General features: G+C 51.5%; 16 protein-coding genes and 1 pseudogene. All 17 read left to right on the top strand.

Annotation, left to right across the window (positions count from 1 at the left end; translation table 11 throughout):
* The first annotated feature begins 57 nt into the window (after positions 1 to 57).
* Positions 58 to 315: a hypothetical protein gene (locus tag BMX45_RS31680; RefSeq protein ID WP_254777947.1), complete on the top strand. Its 258-nt coding sequence runs from the start codon at positions 58 to 60 to the stop codon at positions 313 to 315.
* 413 nt (positions 316 to 728) lie between these two features.
* Positions 729 to 1,089, top strand: a pseudogene (locus tag BMX45_RS31685) (hypothetical protein); the annotation flags it as partial.
* Positions 1,090 to 1,350: 261 nt separating this feature from the next.
* The gene (locus BMX45_RS04525; protein ID WP_090908685.1) at positions 1,351 to 1,896 is read left to right on the top strand and encodes a helix-turn-helix domain-containing protein; all 546 of its coding nucleotides are present in this window, start codon (positions 1,351 to 1,353) and stop codon (positions 1,894 to 1,896) included.
* Between the two features lie 132 nt (positions 1,897 to 2,028).
* Positions 2,029 to 3,546: a response regulator transcription factor gene (locus BMX45_RS04530; RefSeq protein ID WP_090908686.1), complete on the top strand. Its 1,518-nt coding sequence runs from the start codon at positions 2,029 to 2,031 to the stop codon at positions 3,544 to 3,546.
* Between the two features lie 17 nt (positions 3,547 to 3,563).
* Positions 3,564 to 5,387, top strand: a complete 1,824-nt coding sequence (locus tag BMX45_RS04535) for a cache domain-containing sensor histidine kinase (RefSeq protein WP_090908687.1) — start codon at positions 3,564 to 3,566, stop codon at positions 5,385 to 5,387.
* Positions 5,388 to 5,486: 99 nt separating this feature from the next.
* Positions 5,487 to 6,863 (top strand): ABC transporter substrate-binding protein, encoded by a 1,377-nt coding sequence (locus BMX45_RS04540; RefSeq protein ID WP_090908688.1) that lies wholly within the window; start codon positions 5,487 to 5,489, stop codon positions 6,861 to 6,863.
* Between the two features lie 89 nt (positions 6,864 to 6,952).
* Positions 6,953 to 7,819 carry a carbohydrate ABC transporter permease gene (locus BMX45_RS04545; protein WP_175495032.1) on the top strand — a complete coding sequence of 289 codons (867 nt, stop codon included), beginning with the start codon at positions 6,953 to 6,955 and terminating at the stop codon, positions 7,817 to 7,819.
* 6 nt (positions 7,820 to 7,825) lie between these two features.
* Positions 7,826 to 8,656 (top strand): carbohydrate ABC transporter permease, encoded by an 831-nt coding sequence (locus BMX45_RS04550; protein ID WP_090908689.1) that lies wholly within the window; start codon positions 7,826 to 7,828, stop codon positions 8,654 to 8,656.
* A 121-nt stretch (positions 8,657 to 8,777) separates the two neighbouring features.
* Positions 8,778 to 9,848, top strand: a complete 1,071-nt coding sequence (locus BMX45_RS04555; protein ID WP_090908690.1) for a M24 family metallopeptidase — start codon at positions 8,778 to 8,780, stop codon at positions 9,846 to 9,848.
* Between the two features lie 22 nt (positions 9,849 to 9,870).
* Positions 9,871 to 11,067 (top strand): NAD(P)/FAD-dependent oxidoreductase, encoded by a 1,197-nt coding sequence (locus BMX45_RS04560; protein WP_090908691.1) that lies wholly within the window; start codon positions 9,871 to 9,873, stop codon positions 11,065 to 11,067.
* Positions 11,064 to 12,065: a proline racemase family protein gene (locus tag BMX45_RS04565; protein WP_090908692.1), complete on the top strand. Its 1,002-nt coding sequence runs from the start codon at positions 11,064 to 11,066 to the stop codon at positions 12,063 to 12,065. The genes BMX45_RS04560 and BMX45_RS04565 overlap by 4 nt, the downstream gene beginning before the upstream one ends.
* A 24-nt stretch (positions 12,066 to 12,089) precedes the next feature.
* Positions 12,090 to 13,109, top strand: a complete 1,020-nt coding sequence (locus BMX45_RS04570) for a proline racemase family protein (protein WP_090908693.1) — start codon at positions 12,090 to 12,092, stop codon at positions 13,107 to 13,109.
* Between the two features lie 41 nt (positions 13,110 to 13,150).
* Entirely contained in the window at positions 13,151 to 14,044 is an 894-nt protein-coding gene (locus BMX45_RS04575; RefSeq protein ID WP_090908694.1) for a dihydrodipicolinate synthase family protein, read from the top strand.
* 44 nt (positions 14,045 to 14,088) lie between these two features.
* Positions 14,089 to 15,525 (top strand): aldehyde dehydrogenase family protein, encoded by a 1,437-nt coding sequence (locus BMX45_RS04580; protein WP_090908798.1) that lies wholly within the window; start codon positions 14,089 to 14,091, stop codon positions 15,523 to 15,525.
* Between the two features lie 10 nt (positions 15,526 to 15,535).
* Positions 15,536 to 15,808 (top strand): (2Fe-2S)-binding protein, encoded by a 273-nt coding sequence (locus BMX45_RS04585; protein ID WP_254777948.1) that lies wholly within the window; start codon positions 15,536 to 15,538, stop codon positions 15,806 to 15,808.
* A complete protein-coding gene (locus tag BMX45_RS04590; RefSeq protein ID WP_090908696.1) occupies positions 15,808 to 16,140 on the top strand; it encodes a (2Fe-2S)-binding protein in 333 nt (110 codons plus the stop codon). Before BMX45_RS04585 ends, BMX45_RS04590 begins: the two co-directional genes overlap by 1 nt.
* Positions 16,137 to 17,360, top strand: coding sequence for an NAD(P)/FAD-dependent oxidoreductase (locus BMX45_RS04595; protein ID WP_090908697.1), 1,224 nt, complete (start codon positions 16,137 to 16,139; stop codon positions 17,358 to 17,360). Before BMX45_RS04590 ends, BMX45_RS04595 begins: the two co-directional genes overlap by 4 nt.
* Positions 17,361 to 17,409: the final 49 nt, after the last annotated feature.

Here is a 17,409-nt window from a genome sequence, read left to right on the forward strand (position 1 = left end):
TAATTAGAGAGCAGAGGCGAATGAAAGAAATTACAGAGAGATAAGGGAGATACCGTGATGGAAACCAATCAAACGATTCGTTTGGCAATCGAAGAATTTGTACAATTCCTTGCATCCACTTCGCAATGGGAAACACACTCTAAAAAAAGGTCTATGGTGTCAACGCTTTCTCCGCTTGAAGCCATCTTATGGCATACAAAACCGCGAATTAAGCGAACAGGAGCTGCTTTCTTAGACGAAGGCTCACGTTATTTATGGAGCATCGTGTTGTATGTTTCAAACAAAACGGGACTGTCATCGATACGGAATGGCTGAAGCCTTGCTTTCCGAGTTTTTTTGAATATGATATATTGCGCGGCATGTCCTACTTGGCGGAATAGTCCTGGAGGGGGAACAAAGCGCTCCCGGTCGGTCTGCTTGTCAAAAGGATTGGAACGATTACACATTTTTATGACAGCGGAAGGCTTGCGAATCGGGAGACAAGTCTTTGACAAACCTTTCCTTTGTTAGAAGCAGTGGCTGGCAAGGGCCGAGTTTCGCCTTATCTAACCCGACAATCGGACCGAGTTCTCGAGCAATTGGGCCCGCAGTATTCTTATGCAAAGTCTGCCGGTATAAACACAAGATCTTATACATTTATGAAGTCGCTAATCCAGCGGCTTTTTTTTCATTATCCACAGACACTCACTCTCACGCTATGGGGTCAGTCCCCTGCTCATTGCAACCCTTTTCCTACATGGACTTCAGCTATCAAAGGCGAGAACAGTATTAGCGTATTAGAACAAGTAGACATAAACGGAAGCCGGCATCAATTTATGATTCGCGGCAAAGAGAAGATCATCCTGATCGATGACGTTTCCTACCTGCAAGGATTAACGTATCAAATTACAAATGGCGATATGTTTACCCCGCGAAATTATGTCGTGAAATACGGCGGAACTTCAAGGCTTATTGAGTAGCCCCGACGGCAATACCAGCATTGAAGCCGATTCAAAAGAATTTATTGCTTATGAGCAATCCGCGCATTACCCACAATTTGAAGAGAAGGAGAAATTCTATAAGTGGATGACCGGTACATTCGCAAAGTAAATCCAACGGGATGTGCTTAAACTAACCGAAGCGATAACTCAATAAAGATATGTTAGCAGCCGATTAGAGCAATCGACTGCTTTTTTCATTCCATGAACGCAGTCCTGGATACAGGCTTTACTAGAAAGGTGTCTCTTTAAAAATCACAGTTATGTTAAATTGTCTAGGGATAATTGTTAATATTTATTGACAATTTCGATTTAATATTGTTTCATTTTATTAAACTAGGTTGAATGACACTGTGGACTAGGAGAACAATATATGGAATTGGGGAGCAAAATCCGAAAGCTTCGAAAGGAGCAAAACCGGAGCCTGGATGACATCGCAAAGGCTTGCGGATTCACCAAGAGTTTGTTGTCCAAAATCGAAAATGGGAAGACGGTGCCTCCCATCGGTACGCTCATCAAAATCGCCGAAACGCTTGGAACCAAAATTTCGATCTTACTAGATGACAACGATTTATATGGAACGGTGTATACGTCGCAAGCCAGGAGTATGGGGAAAATGGTCCATACGGATAAAGGGTACTCGTTTTCCGCGATTGCGGCCGAACGGCCGGAGAAATTAATGCAGCCGTTTTATTTTGTTGCCAAGAAAGGGAAGACAGGCAAAAGGACATTTTCCCATGTCGGGCAGGAATTTATTTATGTGCTTGAAGGCACGATGATTTATTACGTAGGGAAAGAGGAGTACACGTTAAATGCCGGTGACAGCCTGTACTTTGATTCGGTTGAAAACCACACCTATACACTGGTAACCGAAGAGGTCAAGTATTTATCGGTGTTTTGCTCCGACTCCAATGCTTAGAGAGGTGGTATTAAAAAAATTGAATGATTTGTAAAGCTCATGCTGGACTCTTGTAAACGATGGCAGTTCGAACTTCCCATTTACATGAAATCCGCATGAGCTTTTTTTATCACAGTACAAGGGGGATGAATCATGTTAAACATTTTGGTTGTCGATGACGAACCTAAGCACAGAAAGGGAATGTCCCGGATGCTGAAGGGGCTAAAACCGGAGTATAACATTTTTCATGCCAGGGACGGAGCGGAGGCTCTGCAGAGTATGGAGCTTCATCGGATGGATCTGGTTTTTACGGACATTCAGATGCCGGTCATGGACGGACTTGAATTAATGGAGCACTTGTCCCGCCGCGGAGGGAATGAAAGCATCATTATTATGAGTGCTTATTCCGATTTTGCATATGCGCAGCGCGGGCTCCAGTTGGGAGCAAGCGATTATGTGCTGAAACCGATTGAAGAACAAAAGGTTCTGCCGCTGCTTGCGAAAGCGGAGCACAAAGCGAGCGCTGTACGCCTTGCGTCCGTAGAATCCTCGCTTTCCGAGATGCTGGGGGGATGTCCGTCCGATGAAGATTATCGGTTATTGGAGGGGTTGTTCCCGGAATTTAAGCGCGGTATCGTGCTCACCGCTGTTTTTGGCGAGGCGAAAGAACATAAACTTCTGCTGAACCGACTCAAAGAGATACTTGCCCCGATGATCGAGGAATATGGATTTTCCAGCGCTTTTTGCATACAGGACAAAATGCTCGCTGTCTTGATAATGAGCTCCGAGCATTCATCCATGGTGATTCCCGGCTTCAAAGTCAAGCTGCAGAAGGTCATTCAACACTTCCAGCAGGTATACGGGGCAGAAATAACGTTTGGCCTGGGCCGTTATTTTACGGAATGGAGGCAGGGAGCCAAACAAGCTTACCAGCAGGCCTGTCATGCGCTCAAAACACGATTTTATAAAGGAGGTAAGGCGGTGTATGAAGCCGAGCCGATGAATAACGGAGCTGGTCCCGCCGTCGTTAAGCTTGAATTCATCGAATTAACCAAAGCGGTACTATCCGGAAACAAGCCGGAAATCGAAGCCTGTTTGGATTCGGCTGTTCACCAGGCCGCCGGCAGCGGTTTTCCCGAACCGGAAAAATTGAAGTACTTTCTTGCCGCCTCTATCCATCAAGCAACTGCCCTCCTCATGGAGAAAGGAATTGCTCCCTTACATAGCGCCGTCTATGAGGAAGCATTGCTGCATTGTCATACCGTTGATGAATTAATAAAGGCAGCCAGGCAATGGATCTTTGAGCTCACGGATCGCCTGGAGCAGCGGCGGCAGTACAAAACCGGGTCCATCATCGATAGCTGCAAAGCTTATATTGATACACACTATAACGAAGATGATTTGTCACTGAGCACGCTGGCGACAAAATTTCATTTTAATCCCTCGTATTTTTGTATGTTGTTCAAAACGCATACCCATATGACTGTCCATCAGTACATCACTCAAACGAGAATGAAGGTGGCCGCAGGTTTGCTGCTGCAGACCTCTCAAAAGGTTTACCAAATTGCCGAGCTTGTAGGGTATAAGGACGTAAAGTACTTCATTCGGCTCTTTCGCAAGGAATTTGGCACAAGCCCGGAAGAGTATCGCCATTTATCCGCTACTCGTTAATAAGGAAGGGATGTCATTTGAGAGGACGTTATTTATTACCGCGGTTTAAAGATCTCAGCTACAGGTTTCAGCTTTTTCTGACCTATGCCCTCATTGTTTCGATACCTCTTGGCATCCTGAGCTGGAAATACTTTAACTCCAGCAGAGAGTTTGTCTCCGAATTTGCCCGGCAAAACCTTTATTCCATCGTCAAACAAAACAATGAAATTATGGACACGGAGCTTGCGCGGGTGGAAGAAAGCAGCCTAGCCCTCATTGCGGAGCAAACGTTGTATGAGCAGTATTTGCATGCAAACCCGCATGACGAATACAGTATGATCACGATGGAGAAAAAGGTCAGCCGGGCGTTAAACAAATACTTTACGGATCTGGAGCAAATCTATTCCATCCACCTCATGACCAGTTATTCCAACATTGGCCCGACGGGCGCCTCCGCTTTCATCCCGTATGAGAATTTTAACCAAACGGCTCTATACAAGGCTGCATTGCAGGGGGACGGGGCCATGCAGTGGGTGCCTACCTTCTCATTTGATCAGATGTTTAATCAGGATATCAACCGCTCCAAGCCTCCCGAATATGTTCGTCTGCTGGCGGGTGTCCGCTTACTCAAGCTATTCAACATCAATCATGGCGAAGTCATTGAATTGCAGAGCAAGGCAGAGCTTCCAGTGCTGGTCGTTGTTTACCATCCTGAAATCTATCGTTCCCGCTTTGCCGACACGCTCCCTTCCGCAGGAGCTTCTTTTTTTATTGTCAGCCCGGACGGAAAGCCTGTGGCGGGCAAGTCCTTAGAGCAGGGGGAAACCGGAGTCGATCCCGTTTGGCTGGACGAAATGAAGGAAATGAAGAGCGGGACCTTAACCGTTACGCAGGATGGAAAGCCGCTCATCGTTTGTTTTGATACGTCTAAGGTGACCGGCTGGATATCGGGTGTCACCATATCGCCTGAAGCGTTGGCGGCCGCTTTTTTGCCGGAAATTAAATCCTACACTGTATACTTGGCCGTCGCCCTCCTGCTAATTTCGCTCCTGCTTGCGTTTATTTTTGCCAATACCATCATCAGGCCCATTCATCAGCTGCTTCTAGCGATCAAAAAGACGGGTGAAGGTGAATTTGATACCCGAGTACCGGTGGAATCCTACAACGAGATGGGGCTGCTAATCCACAAATTTAATCAAATGAACGTCAAAATCAACAATTTGATTGAAGAGAATTACAAAGTAAAGCTTCGAGAAAAAGAAACCGAGATCATGTCGCTGAACATACAGCTGAACCCTCATTTTTTATACAACACCCTAAACATCATGAATTGGACGGCACTTGAAAACAACCAAAGAGAATTAAGCCGCATGATTGTCAGCTTGTCCTCCATGCTGCATTACACCTCCGAGAACAGCCAGGATACCGGCGATTTGGCCGAGGAACTGAACTGGCTGAAACATTATATTTTCATCACGATTCAGCGTTTCGAGGACCGGTTTACTGTCGAGTACGACATTGCCCCCGAGCTCTTTGCATACCGGGTTCCCAAGCTCTTCCTGCAGCCGTTTGTTGAAAACGCGATCGTCCACGGATTTTCCCGTATGCACAGTGGGGGAAGGATTGTCATTCGGGGATGGATGGTTGGCAAGACGCGCATGTTTACGGTGGAGGATAACGGCACAGGCATTCCTCTCCGCAAGTTAGAACAGTTGGCCAAGCTCGAAGGGGATTCTATCGGCATCCGGAATGTGGATAAAAGAATCAAACTCATCTATGGAGAAGCATTTGGCATCTCCCTGACATCGGCGGAAGGAGAGGGCACTATCGTAAACATCAACTTGCCTTTATCGAATAACTGAAAATACTCCACCAATACAAAAATGTTGGAATTTTTTTCGGGACGGCTCCTTTTTACAATAAATATATAAGCTATCAGCCAATGAATGGAGGGTGAGTAGATGAACATCGCCAATCGTCTTGCAGGAGCGGTTTTATCGGCAGCTTTGGCAATCAGCGTATTGCTGGCGGGCTGTTCGGACAGCGGAGGAGCTACAAAAGGGGAAGTGGGCAAAGAGGGCCAAAGTCAGGAGGAGACGGTCACGCTTAAATTTTCCTTCTGGGGAGACACGATTGAAAAGAAAACGGTTACAGAAGCGCTTGAACGCTTCGAGAAGGAAACTGGCATCCAGGTGGAGCCGATGCATGTCCCGGCCGATTATTTGACAAAACTGACAACGATGGTGGCAGGGAATGTCGCACCGGATCTCGGTTATTTGTCATCGGGAGCTGCTTTGAGCTGGGGGCGGGACGGGAAATTGTTGAACCTCACACCGCTTATGGAAAACGACCCTGATTTTAATAAAGAGGATTATCTGGACCAGGTATGGTATGAAATTGATCCAGGCAATGCGATCGGGATGAGCACCGCCGTTGAAGGCTACGGTCTGATGTACAACAAACAATTGCTGCTGGAAGCGGGCGTCGAGCTGCCTCCGACGGAGGCAGATAAGGCGTGGGATTGGGACACGTTTGTGGAATACGCCAAAAAGCTAACGCTGGACGACCAAGGAAGAAATGCACTGGATCCGAATTTCAACCCGGATAAAATCAGGCAGTTTGGCCTTCAGTACGATCCTTATAACATGATGGCAGCCGTAGTCTCCAACGGCGGCAACTTCCTGACCGAAGACGGCAAAGGTTTCGGTCTTGCCCAGCCGGAGGCAATCGAAGCGATTCAAAAGCTTGCGGATTTGATGTATGTACATCATGTTTCCCCTACCCCGTTGCAGACCAAAAACCTGCCGGACACGGCGCTGCAGACAAAAAAAGTTGCCATGACGGTGTCCGGCAACTGGGCTCTTCAAGCCTTTGCGGAACAGGATTTTAATCTCGGCGTCGGGGTACTGCCGAAGTTGAAGGTCAGCAACACGCTGCTGGATGGCGCGCCAACGGTCATTTTCACATCAACAAAGCACCCTGAAGAGGCGTGGCTGCTGTATAAATATATGGCGGATCCCGAATCGGTGCTGCCGCTGATCGAAGGCGGGTTATGGATGCCACTGAAGAAAGAGTGGTACACGAATCCCGAGAAGATCAACAAGTGGGCGGCAGGGAACAAGGCGCATCCGGAAGGCTATACGGAAGCTTTTATGAAACAAACGATTGAAAACGGTATCCGCACCCCGGGCTTTGAAGTGAAGAACCTGGACAAAATCAACGCGCTCGTCACTCCCGCTCTTGATTTGGTGTGGACGGGCAAACAAAGCGCGGAAGAGGCGTTAAGAGGCGTAGAGCCCAAGGTTCTCCCGCTGATCGAGGGATATTACGGAAGGTAATTCTTTTCTAGTGGCGGGAATGTTTCGACCTGAACGATATTCATTCAAGAGAGGGGGGGATTCCTATTCTTCACAAACGCCGGATTGCAATGGCAGGCATCCTGTTTGCCTTACCCAGCATCTTGGGGCTAATCATGTTTGTCATGCTGCCAATGATCGCCAGCTTGCTGCTCAGCTTTACGGATTACCGCATCGTCAATACGCCTAAATTTATCGGATTCACCAATTATACCCGGCTTTTTGACGGAACGGATCCCTATTTTTATAACTCGTTATGGGTCACCTTCAAATATGTGGTCCTCCGTGTTCCGCTGGGGCTTGTGTTCTCTTTTATCGCCGCGTTCTTGCTTAATATGGGATTTATCCGCGGCAAATCCGTCTTCCGTACGATCTTTTACTTGCCGTCCATCGTGCCTGCGGTGGCCTCTTCGATGATCTGGCTTTGGTTGTTTAGTCCCGATCTAGGGTTGTTCAACAGCTTTCTTGAAGCCTTGAATTTGCCTACGCTCGACTGGCTCTACTCCGAACAAACCGTAGTGCCTTCAATCGTCTTGATGAGCCTTTGGGGTATGGGGAGCACCATCATTATTTTCTTGGCTGGCCTGCAAGGGGTGCCGAGATCCTTGTACGAGGCGGCTATCGTGGACGGCGCCGGCGCCATCCGGAAATTCCGGCATATTACGATTCCCATGATGACGCCAATTATCTTCTTTAATTTGATCATGGGGTCGATCGGAGCTTTTCAGGTGTTTACCGAGGCGCTGATTATGACGCAGGGAGGTCCCAATAACGCCAGCTTGTTTTATAACTATTACATTTACCGGCAAGCCTTTCAGTTTGGCGAAATGGGGCAAGCTTCGGCCATTGCATGGATTCTGTTTATCATCATCCTTTTGGTCACCGTTATTTTCTTCCGGACCTCGAAGTCCTGGGTATTTTATGAAAGCGAGGTGTAGCTCCCTGTGAAAAATAGCCGCCGGATTTCGCAGATTATCGTTTACTCGGTCCTCGTTGTGGGAGCTGCCTTCTGTTTGCTGCCGCTGTTTTGGCTGGTGCGCAGTTCGATGATGAATTCGCTGCAGATTTTTGAGATGCCGCCGAAATGGATTCCATCGCCGTTTCGGCTTCAAAACTACGTCGAGGCGCTGACAACCATTGACTTTTTCCGGTTCTTCCGCAACACGTTGATTATTACCGTCAGCTGTCTGTTCGGCGCTCTCTTCAGCAGCTCGATCGGAGCGTACAGCTACGCTAGGCTGGATTGGCCGGGAAGGAAACTGTTTTTCAGTTTGCTGCTGGCCAGCATGATGCTTCCCGGCGCCGTCACCTTGATTCCCACTTTTATCGGCTGGAGGTTTGCCGATCTGATTAACACCTATGTCCCGTTAATTTTGCCGGTATGGTTCGGCTCGGCCTTTGATATCTTCCTGCTTAGACAGTTTTATTCCACGATACCGAAAGATATGGACGAAGCGGCGTATGTGGATGGAGCCGGCCCGTGGACCATCTTCTCCCGAATTATTATTCCTTTGTCCACACCGCCTCTTATTGTGATCGGGTTATTTTCCTTTATGAACTCCTGGAATGACTTTATGGGACCGCTGGTGTACTTAAATGAGGAGAGAAAGTTTACGCTCGCGCTTGGCCTGCAAATGTTCCAGTCGCTTCACAGCGCGCAGTGGCATCTTCTGATGGCAGCTTCCACCGTGGTGATTATGCCGGTTATCGTGGTTTTTTTCATAGGACAGCGTTATTTTATCGAGGGGATTGCGTTGACCGGAATAAAAGGATGAGAGGGGCGTTTCCATAACTATAGTTCAACTCTGTTGAATATAAATCAAAATAGTTTCATTTGAATATTGTAAGAACTTACGAATTTTTGATTTGTCACCATACGAAGGGAGTGCGAAGCATATGGACTCACAACGACTTAAAAAGGCAAGGGAGGCACTCGAGCGGCACGAAATTGACGCACTGTTGATTTCCAGCCCGTATAACCGGAGATATGTTACCGGCTTTACGGGGACCGCCGGTTGGGCTGTCATTACACAGGGCCAGGCGTGGCTGGTGACCGATTTCCGCTACACCCAACAAGCGGGGCAGCAGGCCAGGGAATTTGAGGTGGTGCAGTATGAGGGCCAGCCACTGGAGCTGATCCGGGAGAAGCTGAAGGCCGTTGGCGCCAAGAAATTGGGGTTTGAAAAACATCATGTTCCTTATGCGGATTATGAATCGTATGAACGGACGTTTGGGGGTATTGAACTCTTGGCTACCGGACACATCGTTGAAAAGCTGCGCGGCATCAAGGACGAGGCGGAGCAGCGGTGTATCCGAAAAGCGATTGAGATTACGGAAAAGGCCTTTGAGTTTATTCTGGGTTATATGAAGCCTGGCGTTTCCGAAAGGGAGGTGGCGGCGGAATTGGAATATTTCATGCGCAAAAACGGCGCGGTTTCATCGGCGTATCCGGCCATCATCGCTTCCGGCGCACGCTCGGCGCTGCCGCACGGAATAGCCAGCGACAAGCTGCTGGGAATGAATGAATTCGTGACCCTTGATTTTGGAGCGAATGTTGAAGGATATTGCTCCGATTTGACGCGAACGGTTTTTATCGGCAAACCGACGGAACGCCACCGGGAGATTTACCGGGTTGTTCTGGAAGCCAACCGGTCTGCCCTGGAGGGGCTGAAACCGGGAATGACCGGGAAGGAAGGAGACTCACTGGCCAGGGATTATATTTCCAGTTGCGGGTACGGAGAATATTTCGGCCATGGTTTAGGCCACGCCTTTGGTTTGGAGATTCATGAGCCCATGCGGTTCTCCCAACAAACGGAAGATACACTTGAGCCCGGCATGATTATGACGGTTGAGCCTGGCATCTATCTTCCTGATTATGGAGGCGTCCGCATCGAGGACGACATTCTGGTCACGGAAACTGGCATCGAAGTACTGACAACATCGAACAAAGAGCTGATCGTTTTGTAGAGGGGAGGGAAGGAATCCATCCATGAATGCTGAATCTGCGGAAGTTGTCGTGATCGGCGGAGGGATTATCGGCATGTCCATCGCTTATTATGCGGCGAAAGCGGGAATGGACGTGATGGTAGTGGAGCGCGGAGAAATCGCCGGGGGAACCTCCTCCAAATGCGACGGCAACATTTTGGCGATTGACAAGGATCCGGGCTTCGACAGCCAGATGTCCTTAAAATCGCAGGAATTGGTGGCGGAATGGGCTCAGGAGCTCGACGAGGAATTTGAGTATCGGACACCCGGCAGCATCCTTGTTTGCGAGACGGAAGAAGAGATGGTTGCAGCCGAAAACTGGGTTATGCGGCAACGGGAAGCCGGGCTTCCGTTCCGCATGCTCGACCAAAAGGATCTGCGCGGCGAATGGCCCCATATGGCCGAAGATTTGCTCGGAGGCCTAGAATGTGCTACGGATTCTACGGTAAATCCGGTTTTGCTCACCTACTCGCTGGCATCCGCTGCCCGCCGATATGGGGCCAGGCTCCAGGTCCATACACCCGTCACGGCGATCCTGCGTGATGCAGCCGGGAGGATCCGTGGCGTGGAGACATCCGGCGGCACGATTCGCACAAATACCGTCATCAATGCCGCCGGGGTATGGTCGAAGCATATTGGGCGAATGGTCGGGCTCGATATTCCGATCGAGCCCCGCAAAGGACATATCCTGGTAGCTTCCCGTTGGGAGAGCATCGGCAAACGGAAGGTGATGGAATTCGGCTATCTGATCAGCAAATTTGGCGGGAAGCGCTGCGTCGATCCGAAATTTGAGCAGTACGGGATCGCGCTCGTTTTTGAACCGACCGCTTCTCAGAATTTTCTGATTGGCTCGAGCCGCCAATTTGCGGGGATGGACACCCGCGTGGATCAGGAGGCCATTCGGCTTATCGCCGAAAGGGCGATCCGCTTTTTTCCAGTCCTGGAGCAGATTCCGCTGCTTCGAACCTACGCCGGATTGCGTCCTTGGACCCCGGATCATCTGCCGATAGTTTCCCCCGTCGATGAAATCCCCGGATTCTATATCGCGGCGGGACATGAAGGCGACGGCATCAGTTTGGCCGCCGTCACGGGAAAAACGATTTGTGAAATGCTGAGCGGAGCGGCAACCTGCATACCCGTAGAACCGCTGCGTTATGACCGTTTCCGCTGTGGGACGGTTCGTCAGGAGGTCATTTTGTGAGAATATCCAAGCTCGTGAGTACAATCGACACGCACACGGGGGGAAACCCAACCCGGACCGTGACAAGCGGAGCGCCGGAGCTGATCGGCCGCACAATGACCGAGAAGATGGTGTACATGTCCGAACATTACGATCATTTTCGCCAAGCACTGATGCTGGAACCACGGGGACATGAAGTGATGTCAGGCTGCATTCTGACCCCTCCGTGCGACAGAAGCGCCGATATCGGGGTTGTTTTTATAGAAAGCGGTGGATATTTGCCGATGTGCGGTCATGACACGATCGGCCTATGCACTGCACTGATCGAGGGAGGGATTTATCCCGAGAGCAAAAGGGTTTTCAAGCTGGATACTCCGGCAGGACTTGTTGAAGCAAGGCTTACGGTGGAAAAGGGCAAGGTGAAGCAGGTTTCGTTCACCAATATCGCTTCTTTTTTATACATGCGGGATGTCCGGGTACACGTAGAGGACCTCGGCGAAATTTCCGTCGATATTGCGTACGGTGGTAATTTTTACGGGCTTGTGGATGCACGATTGCTTCATCTGCCGCTGGTTCCCGGACGGAGCTCGGAAATCGTGCGGCTGGCGATAGAAATACGGGAGGCGATCAATCGTGAGGTGGAGGTGGTCCATCCCGAAATTCCTGTCATTCGCGGGCTCACCCATATTGAGTTTTACAGCGATCCCGTATCACCGTCGGCCCGCTGCCGGAATACGGTTGTGGTTCCACCCGGAGGCATCGACCGCTCTCCCTGCGGGACGGGAACCTCGGCGAAAGCTGCTGTGCTGTACGCCAAAGGGGAGCTTGAAAAAGGGGAGGAATTTCAGCATGAAAGCATCGTGGGCTCCCTGTTCCGGGCCAAGGTTATGGAGGAAACGACGGTGGGCGGTTTGCCAGCGGTCATCTCCGAAATATCCGGTTCGGCATGGATCACAGGCTTTCATCAGTTTGTATTGCAGGATCAGGATCAGCTGAACCAGGGCTTTTTCCTGCTCTAATGAATAGAACCGGAGGCCGGCATTATGGAAACAACGAAATGGTATGCGGCGCTGGATACGCATTCCTGCGGCGAGCCGCTGCGGATCATCACTGGCGGCCTACCGCAGCTTAGCGGCTCCTCGCAGCATGCAAAGTCATTATTTTTCAAACGGCATTTCGATTCCGTCAGAAAGCTGCTGCTGGCCGAACCGCGGGGGCATCGAGAGATGACGGGAGCGATTGTCACGGCGCCGTCAACGGAAGCCGCGCGCTTCGGGCTGCTGTTCCTCAATCAGGAAGGCCTCGCTGCTGTGAGCGGTCACGGCATCATCGCGGTGGTCGCAGCCTGGACGGCGACGGGGCAGCTGGATTCTGCGGATGCGGCCAAGGGGGTTCTGATCGATTGCCCGGCGGGAACGGTGACCGCTTTTGCCGATTGCGAAGGGCATGAAGTCCGGTCCGTTTCCTTTTTGAATGTTCCGAGCTTCGTGTATGCCAAGCAGGTCACGGTGAATGTTCAGGGTGTGGAGGCGAGTGTTGACATCGCTTTTGGCGGCGAATTTTATGCTGTGGTCAATACAGCCGCATTGGGAGTCGCGGGCGCTTTCCCGCTTCCGAAGCTGCGGGAGTGGGGCGGGCTGATCCGCGAGGAAATCCAACGGCAGCTTGAGGTGAAGCATCCGTACTTGGAATGGATTTCCGGGATTCATGGTGTGTTTTTCTATCAAAGGGTTGAAAGGGGCGAAGGCCGAAACCCGAATCACCCCGCTTATCGCAGCGCGGCGGTATTTGCCGGAGTCCAGCTTGACCGTTCGCCGGGAGGCGCCGGCACCAGTGCCCACATGGCGGTTTTACATTCCCGCGGCTTGCTTGAACCGGGGCAACAGGTCATTTATGAGGGGATAACCGGCGCTCAAATGGTAGGAAGCATCGCGGAGGAAGCGGAAACGCACGGGTACAAAGCCGTTATTCCCCGGCTTACAGGAACCGCTTATATTTTGGGATTTATGAATTTCATGATGGATCCGACTGATCCGCTGCCGGAAGGATTTGTTCTTTACTAATGGATATGGAATGAACAAGAACAGAGGGGAGAAATGTCGATATGGCAATATTTGAAGGGGTTTATGTCGCCCTTGTCACGCCGTTTACACCGGATTACGAGGTTGATTACAATCGTCTGGCTGAGCTATGTGATTCACTTATCTCACAAGGCGTCCATGGCCTGATCCCGAACGGATCTTTAGGCGAATATGCGACCTTGACCCAGGAAGAGCGGGCCAAGATTGTAGATACGGTAATCGAAGCCGCGGCAGGCCGAGTGCCGGTAGTGGTTGGCTCTGCAGCGCCTTCCACCAAGCAGGCGGTCGAGTGGGTACAGCATGCCAAGGATGCGGGAGCTGCCGGCGTCATGGTATTACCTCCGATTAATTACCGACCGCTTGAGTTTGAGGTCGTCGCTCACTATGAAGCGATCAATAAGGTGGGGCTGCCGGTTATTGTTTATAACAATCCGCACGATTACAAGGTCGATTTGACGCCGCAGCTGCTTTCCAGACTTTCCAAGCTCGAACATGTAGTTGCCGTCAAGGAATTTTCCGGGGACATCCGCCGCGTACACGACATTTTGGCGTATACGGATCTGGAGGTGATGATCGGCGTCGACGATTTAGCCATGGAAGGTGCGCTGTTCGGGGCAACGGGTTGGATTTCCGGCGTGCCGAATGCCCTGCCGAAGGAAGGCGTGGAGCTGTTTAACCTGGCGAGACAAGGCAAGTATCAGGAAGCGTCCGCGCTGTATCGCCATCTTCTTCCGCTGTTCCACTTCGATGCCAGTCCGCAGCTGGTTCAATCGATCAAGCATATGATGGAGCTGGCAGGTTTTCCGGTAGGCCCTACGCGCCCGCCTCGCCTTCCGCTGCCTGAAGCCGATTATGCAGCGATCAAAGAAGCGTATGAGTTTGCCGTAAACCGGAATCAGCCGGCGATGAAGCCATAGGTCAAAAATTAAGGATGAATCCGCAATAGGAGGGAAGGCAAATGATTAACAGCCGCAATTGGATCGGGGGAGAGTGGATCAAACCTTCGGCGGGGGAAATCGCCGTGATCAATCCATCCAACACCAAAGAGCAGGTGGGGTTACTCCATTTATCGGATCAATCACAAGTTATTCAGGCCGAGCAGGCGGCGCGTGATGCTTACGCCTCCTGGTCCCGCATGAGCGGCTCAGCCAGGGCCGGGCATTTGGACCGCATGGCGGATGTACTCGAGTCAAAGTCAGAAGACGTGGCTATTCTTGCAAGCATGGAGATGGGAAAACCGATTGCTGAAATGCGTGGGGAAGTCAAGAGGGGAGTGAATCTGCTTCGTTATTACGCCGCTGAGGGGGGCCGGGCAAACGGGGTGGTCATCCCTTCCAGCGAGCAGAACGTGCTGCAGTACACCCGGAAGATTCCTCTCGGCGTGGCAGGCATCATTACGCCTTGGAACTTCCCGGTTGCCATTCCAATCTGGAAAATAGCCCCCGCGTTGATATGCGGAAACACGGTAGTATGGAAGCCGGCGGAACTTGCGTCATTAACCGCGACCCGGCTCGCTGAAGTTTTTGCCGAGGCCGGGCTTCCGCCAGGCGTCATCAATCTGGTTGTCGGCAAGGGCAGTCAGATCGGTAATGTCCTTCTGGAGCAGGTTCCCTTGGATGCCGTAAGTTTTACCGGCTCAACATCCACAGGTCTTAACATAGCTCAAATTTGTGCCAAACGAAATATTAAATATCAAACCGAAATGGGCGGTAAAAATGCCGCCATCGTGTTAAACGACGCCGATCTTGAAAAGGCGGTGCCGCTCATTGTCAGCGGAGCGTTTCGATCAGCAGGCCAGAAATGCACGGCAACAAGCCGAATCATCGTTGAATCCGGGATCTGCGAATCATTTATCGAGGCGTTGAAGCATGCCGTATCCAACATCAAGCTTGCTCATGCTCTCAACTCCGAGGCTTACCTTGGCCCCGTGGCGTCCGTAATCCAGTATGAAACGGTGATGTCTTATGTGCAAATGGCCCATGAACAAGCCGAGATTTTGACTCAAGGCCCCACAGCAACGGGAAATCAGGAAGGTTACTATATTCGGCCGATGGTGGTCGGAGGTTTGAACGCCGGGCACCCGCTGATTCAAGAGGAGATTTTCGGACCTGTTGCCGCGGTGCTGGAAGCCGCCGATTTTGATGAAGCGGTGGCCTTATGCAATCAATCCATTTATGGGTTGAGCGCTTCACTGTTTACTCAAAATTTATCTTATGCCCACCGGTTCCTGGACGAGGTCCAGGCTGGAATGGTTCGTGTCAACCAGGAAACGGCGGGAGTCGAATATCAGTCCCCATTCGGCGGAATGAAACTGTCAAGCTCCCATACGCGCGAACAGGGGCAGGCTGGGCTGGATTTCTACACCGACCTAAAGACGTGCGCTATTTTTTATGGATAGGAGGCTTCCGATGAATTGCTCTTCTATGATCATATGCCGCTGTGAAGAAGTGACCCTCGTCCAACTGGAGGCCGCCTATGAGGCAGGATGCCGCACCTCGCGGCAGTTAAAAATGAAAACGCGGGCCGCTATGGGTGCTTGTCAAGGCAGAGTATGCAAACAGCTCCTCGAAACCTGGATTATTGCCAAGAATCCGGCGTCGCCTCGGGATCCGGAGCTGCTGCCGTACCGTCCTCCAGTGCGGCCCGTGACCTTCGGCCAGTTGGCAAAGGGTGATGTGTAGTGGAGAGAATTACCTTTCATCCGATTTTGGGACCGCAGAGGATAGAGCGGGAACCGGTGAGCTTTACGTTCAACGGCAGGAAGCTGACCGGACTTCAAGGCGAGCCGATCGCGACGGCCCTGCTGGCCTCCGGCATTCGCACGCTGCGCAGGCACGAGGAGAGCGGCACGGCCAGAGCTCTGTACTGCGCCATCGGGCACTGCATGGAATGCCGGCTGAACGTGGAAGGGAGAGGGAAGGTGCGCTCCTGCCTTACCCCGCTCGAAGAGGGAATGCGTATCACCGAAGGGCAGCAACTTCCTAATGAGATTACGGGGAGGAAGTTGCAATGACCAAGACACCGGCATACGATCTGTTGATTATTGGGGCCGGTCCGGCGGGATTATCTGCCGCAGCGGCGGCGGCCGAGCATGGTCTGGGCGTAGCTGTGCTGGATGAATTCACTGAGCCGGGCGGACGCATGCTGGGACAGTTTCACGAGGAAAAAGGCCGCTGGTGGGTAGGAAGGCGGGTTGCGGAACAGCTGATAGAAAAATGCAGCGTTCTAGGGGTGGACATTCGCTGCGGCGTTTCCGTACACGGCATGCTCCGAACGGACCACAGCTGGGTCGTTAGATCCGCAAGCGGATCGATCTCGGCCGCAAGGGTGCTGCTCGCAACAGGCGCAGCTGAAATTCCGCAGCCGATTCCAGGCTGGACACTGCCCGGGGTTATGTCGATCGGAGCCGCTCAGGTGATGGCCAATGTTCATTACGTGAAGCCGGGCCGCCGTGGACTGATCATCGGCGTGAACGTACTCGCCATGGCGATTGCCCGCGAGCTGTCCGTCAGCGGAGTTACGATTGCGGGGATTGTGCTGCCAGAGAGGAATTCTGTATCCGGTCAAGACGCTTTACCTGAAGAAGCGGTGAAACGATTGCTGAACCTTGCTCATTTGGCGCCGTCTCCACTGTTGAGAATCGGAGGGAAGCTTGGTGCAAGCCTTGGAATGGCCGGTACGTTATCCCGTTTTTTTCCCCGGGACGGAATGAAAATTTGGGGAATTCCTTTACAGCTGCGCACTGCCGCGATATCCATCAACGGTCAACATCATGTAGAATCCGTGACGCTGGCGGATGTAACCATAGCAGGTGAAATCATTCCTGGAAGCAAGCGGGAGGTACAGGTGGATTTTGTGGCGCTTGCCGGCGGCTTGTACCCGCTGGCGGAATTGGCTGCGGTGGCTGGCTGCCCTTTTGTGTATGCAAAGGAACTGGGCGGTCATATTCCGCTTCACAATGAGAACATGCAGACGCCGGTGAAGGGCTTGTATGTCGCCGGCAATATTACGGGCATTGAAAGCGCGCTGGTGGCCATGGCACAAGGCAGGGTTGCAGCCGCCGCCATTTGCCGCGATGCCGGAGTGCTTGGCAAGGGTCTGGAACATACTCTAGATGAAGCGACAGACCACGTCCGTCGGGTTCGCGCCGCTGCTTTGATTCAGTTTCATTCGGGCATTCCGGATGCCAGAGAGCAATTATACAAGAAACGGGAAGAAAAGGCATGGATGTGAAACCATCATTCTCCTAACGGGAACAGCAGCCTCATCACCGGGTTCACAG

The organism is Paenibacillus sp. cl141a, assembly GCF_900109305.1.
Lineage (GTDB): Bacteria > Bacillota > Bacilli > Paenibacillales > Paenibacillaceae > Paenibacillus_AQ > Paenibacillus_AQ lautus_A.

Bases quoted from the DNA above. Each gene is read 5' to 3' on its own strand.
- BMX45_RS04540 (WP_090908688.1), top strand. From the start codon at position 5,487: ATGAACATCGCCAATCGTCTTGCAGGAGCGGTTTTATCGGCAGCTTTG.
- BMX45_RS04595 (WP_090908697.1), top strand. From the start codon at position 16,137: ATGACCAAGACACCGGCATACGATCTGTTGATTATTGGGGCCGGTCCG.
- BMX45_RS04560 (WP_090908691.1), top strand. From the start codon at position 9,871: ATGAATGCTGAATCTGCGGAAGTTGTCGTGATCGGCGGAGGGATTATC.
- BMX45_RS04530 (WP_090908686.1), top strand. From the start codon at position 2,029: ATGTTAAACATTTTGGTTGTCGATGACGAACCTAAGCACAGAAAGGGA.
- BMX45_RS04575 (WP_090908694.1), top strand. From the start codon at position 13,151: ATGGCAATATTTGAAGGGGTTTATGTCGCCCTTGTCACGCCGTTTACA.
- BMX45_RS04525 (WP_090908685.1), top strand. From the start codon at position 1,351: ATGGAATTGGGGAGCAAAATCCGAAAGCTTCGAAAGGAGCAAAACCGG.
- BMX45_RS04585 (WP_254777948.1), top strand. From the start codon at position 15,536: ATGAATTGCTCTTCTATGATCATATGCCGCTGTGAAGAAGTGACCCTC.
- BMX45_RS04570 (WP_090908693.1), top strand. From the start codon at position 12,090: ATGGAAACAACGAAATGGTATGCGGCGCTGGATACGCATTCCTGCGGC.
- BMX45_RS31680 (WP_254777947.1), top strand. From the start codon at position 58: ATGGAAACCAATCAAACGATTCGTTTGGCAATCGAAGAATTTGTACAA.
- BMX45_RS04555 (WP_090908690.1), top strand. From the start codon at position 8,778: ATGGACTCACAACGACTTAAAAAGGCAAGGGAGGCACTCGAGCGGCAC.
- BMX45_RS04545 (WP_175495032.1), top strand. From the start codon at position 6,953: ATGGCAGGCATCCTGTTTGCCTTACCCAGCATCTTGGGGCTAATCATG.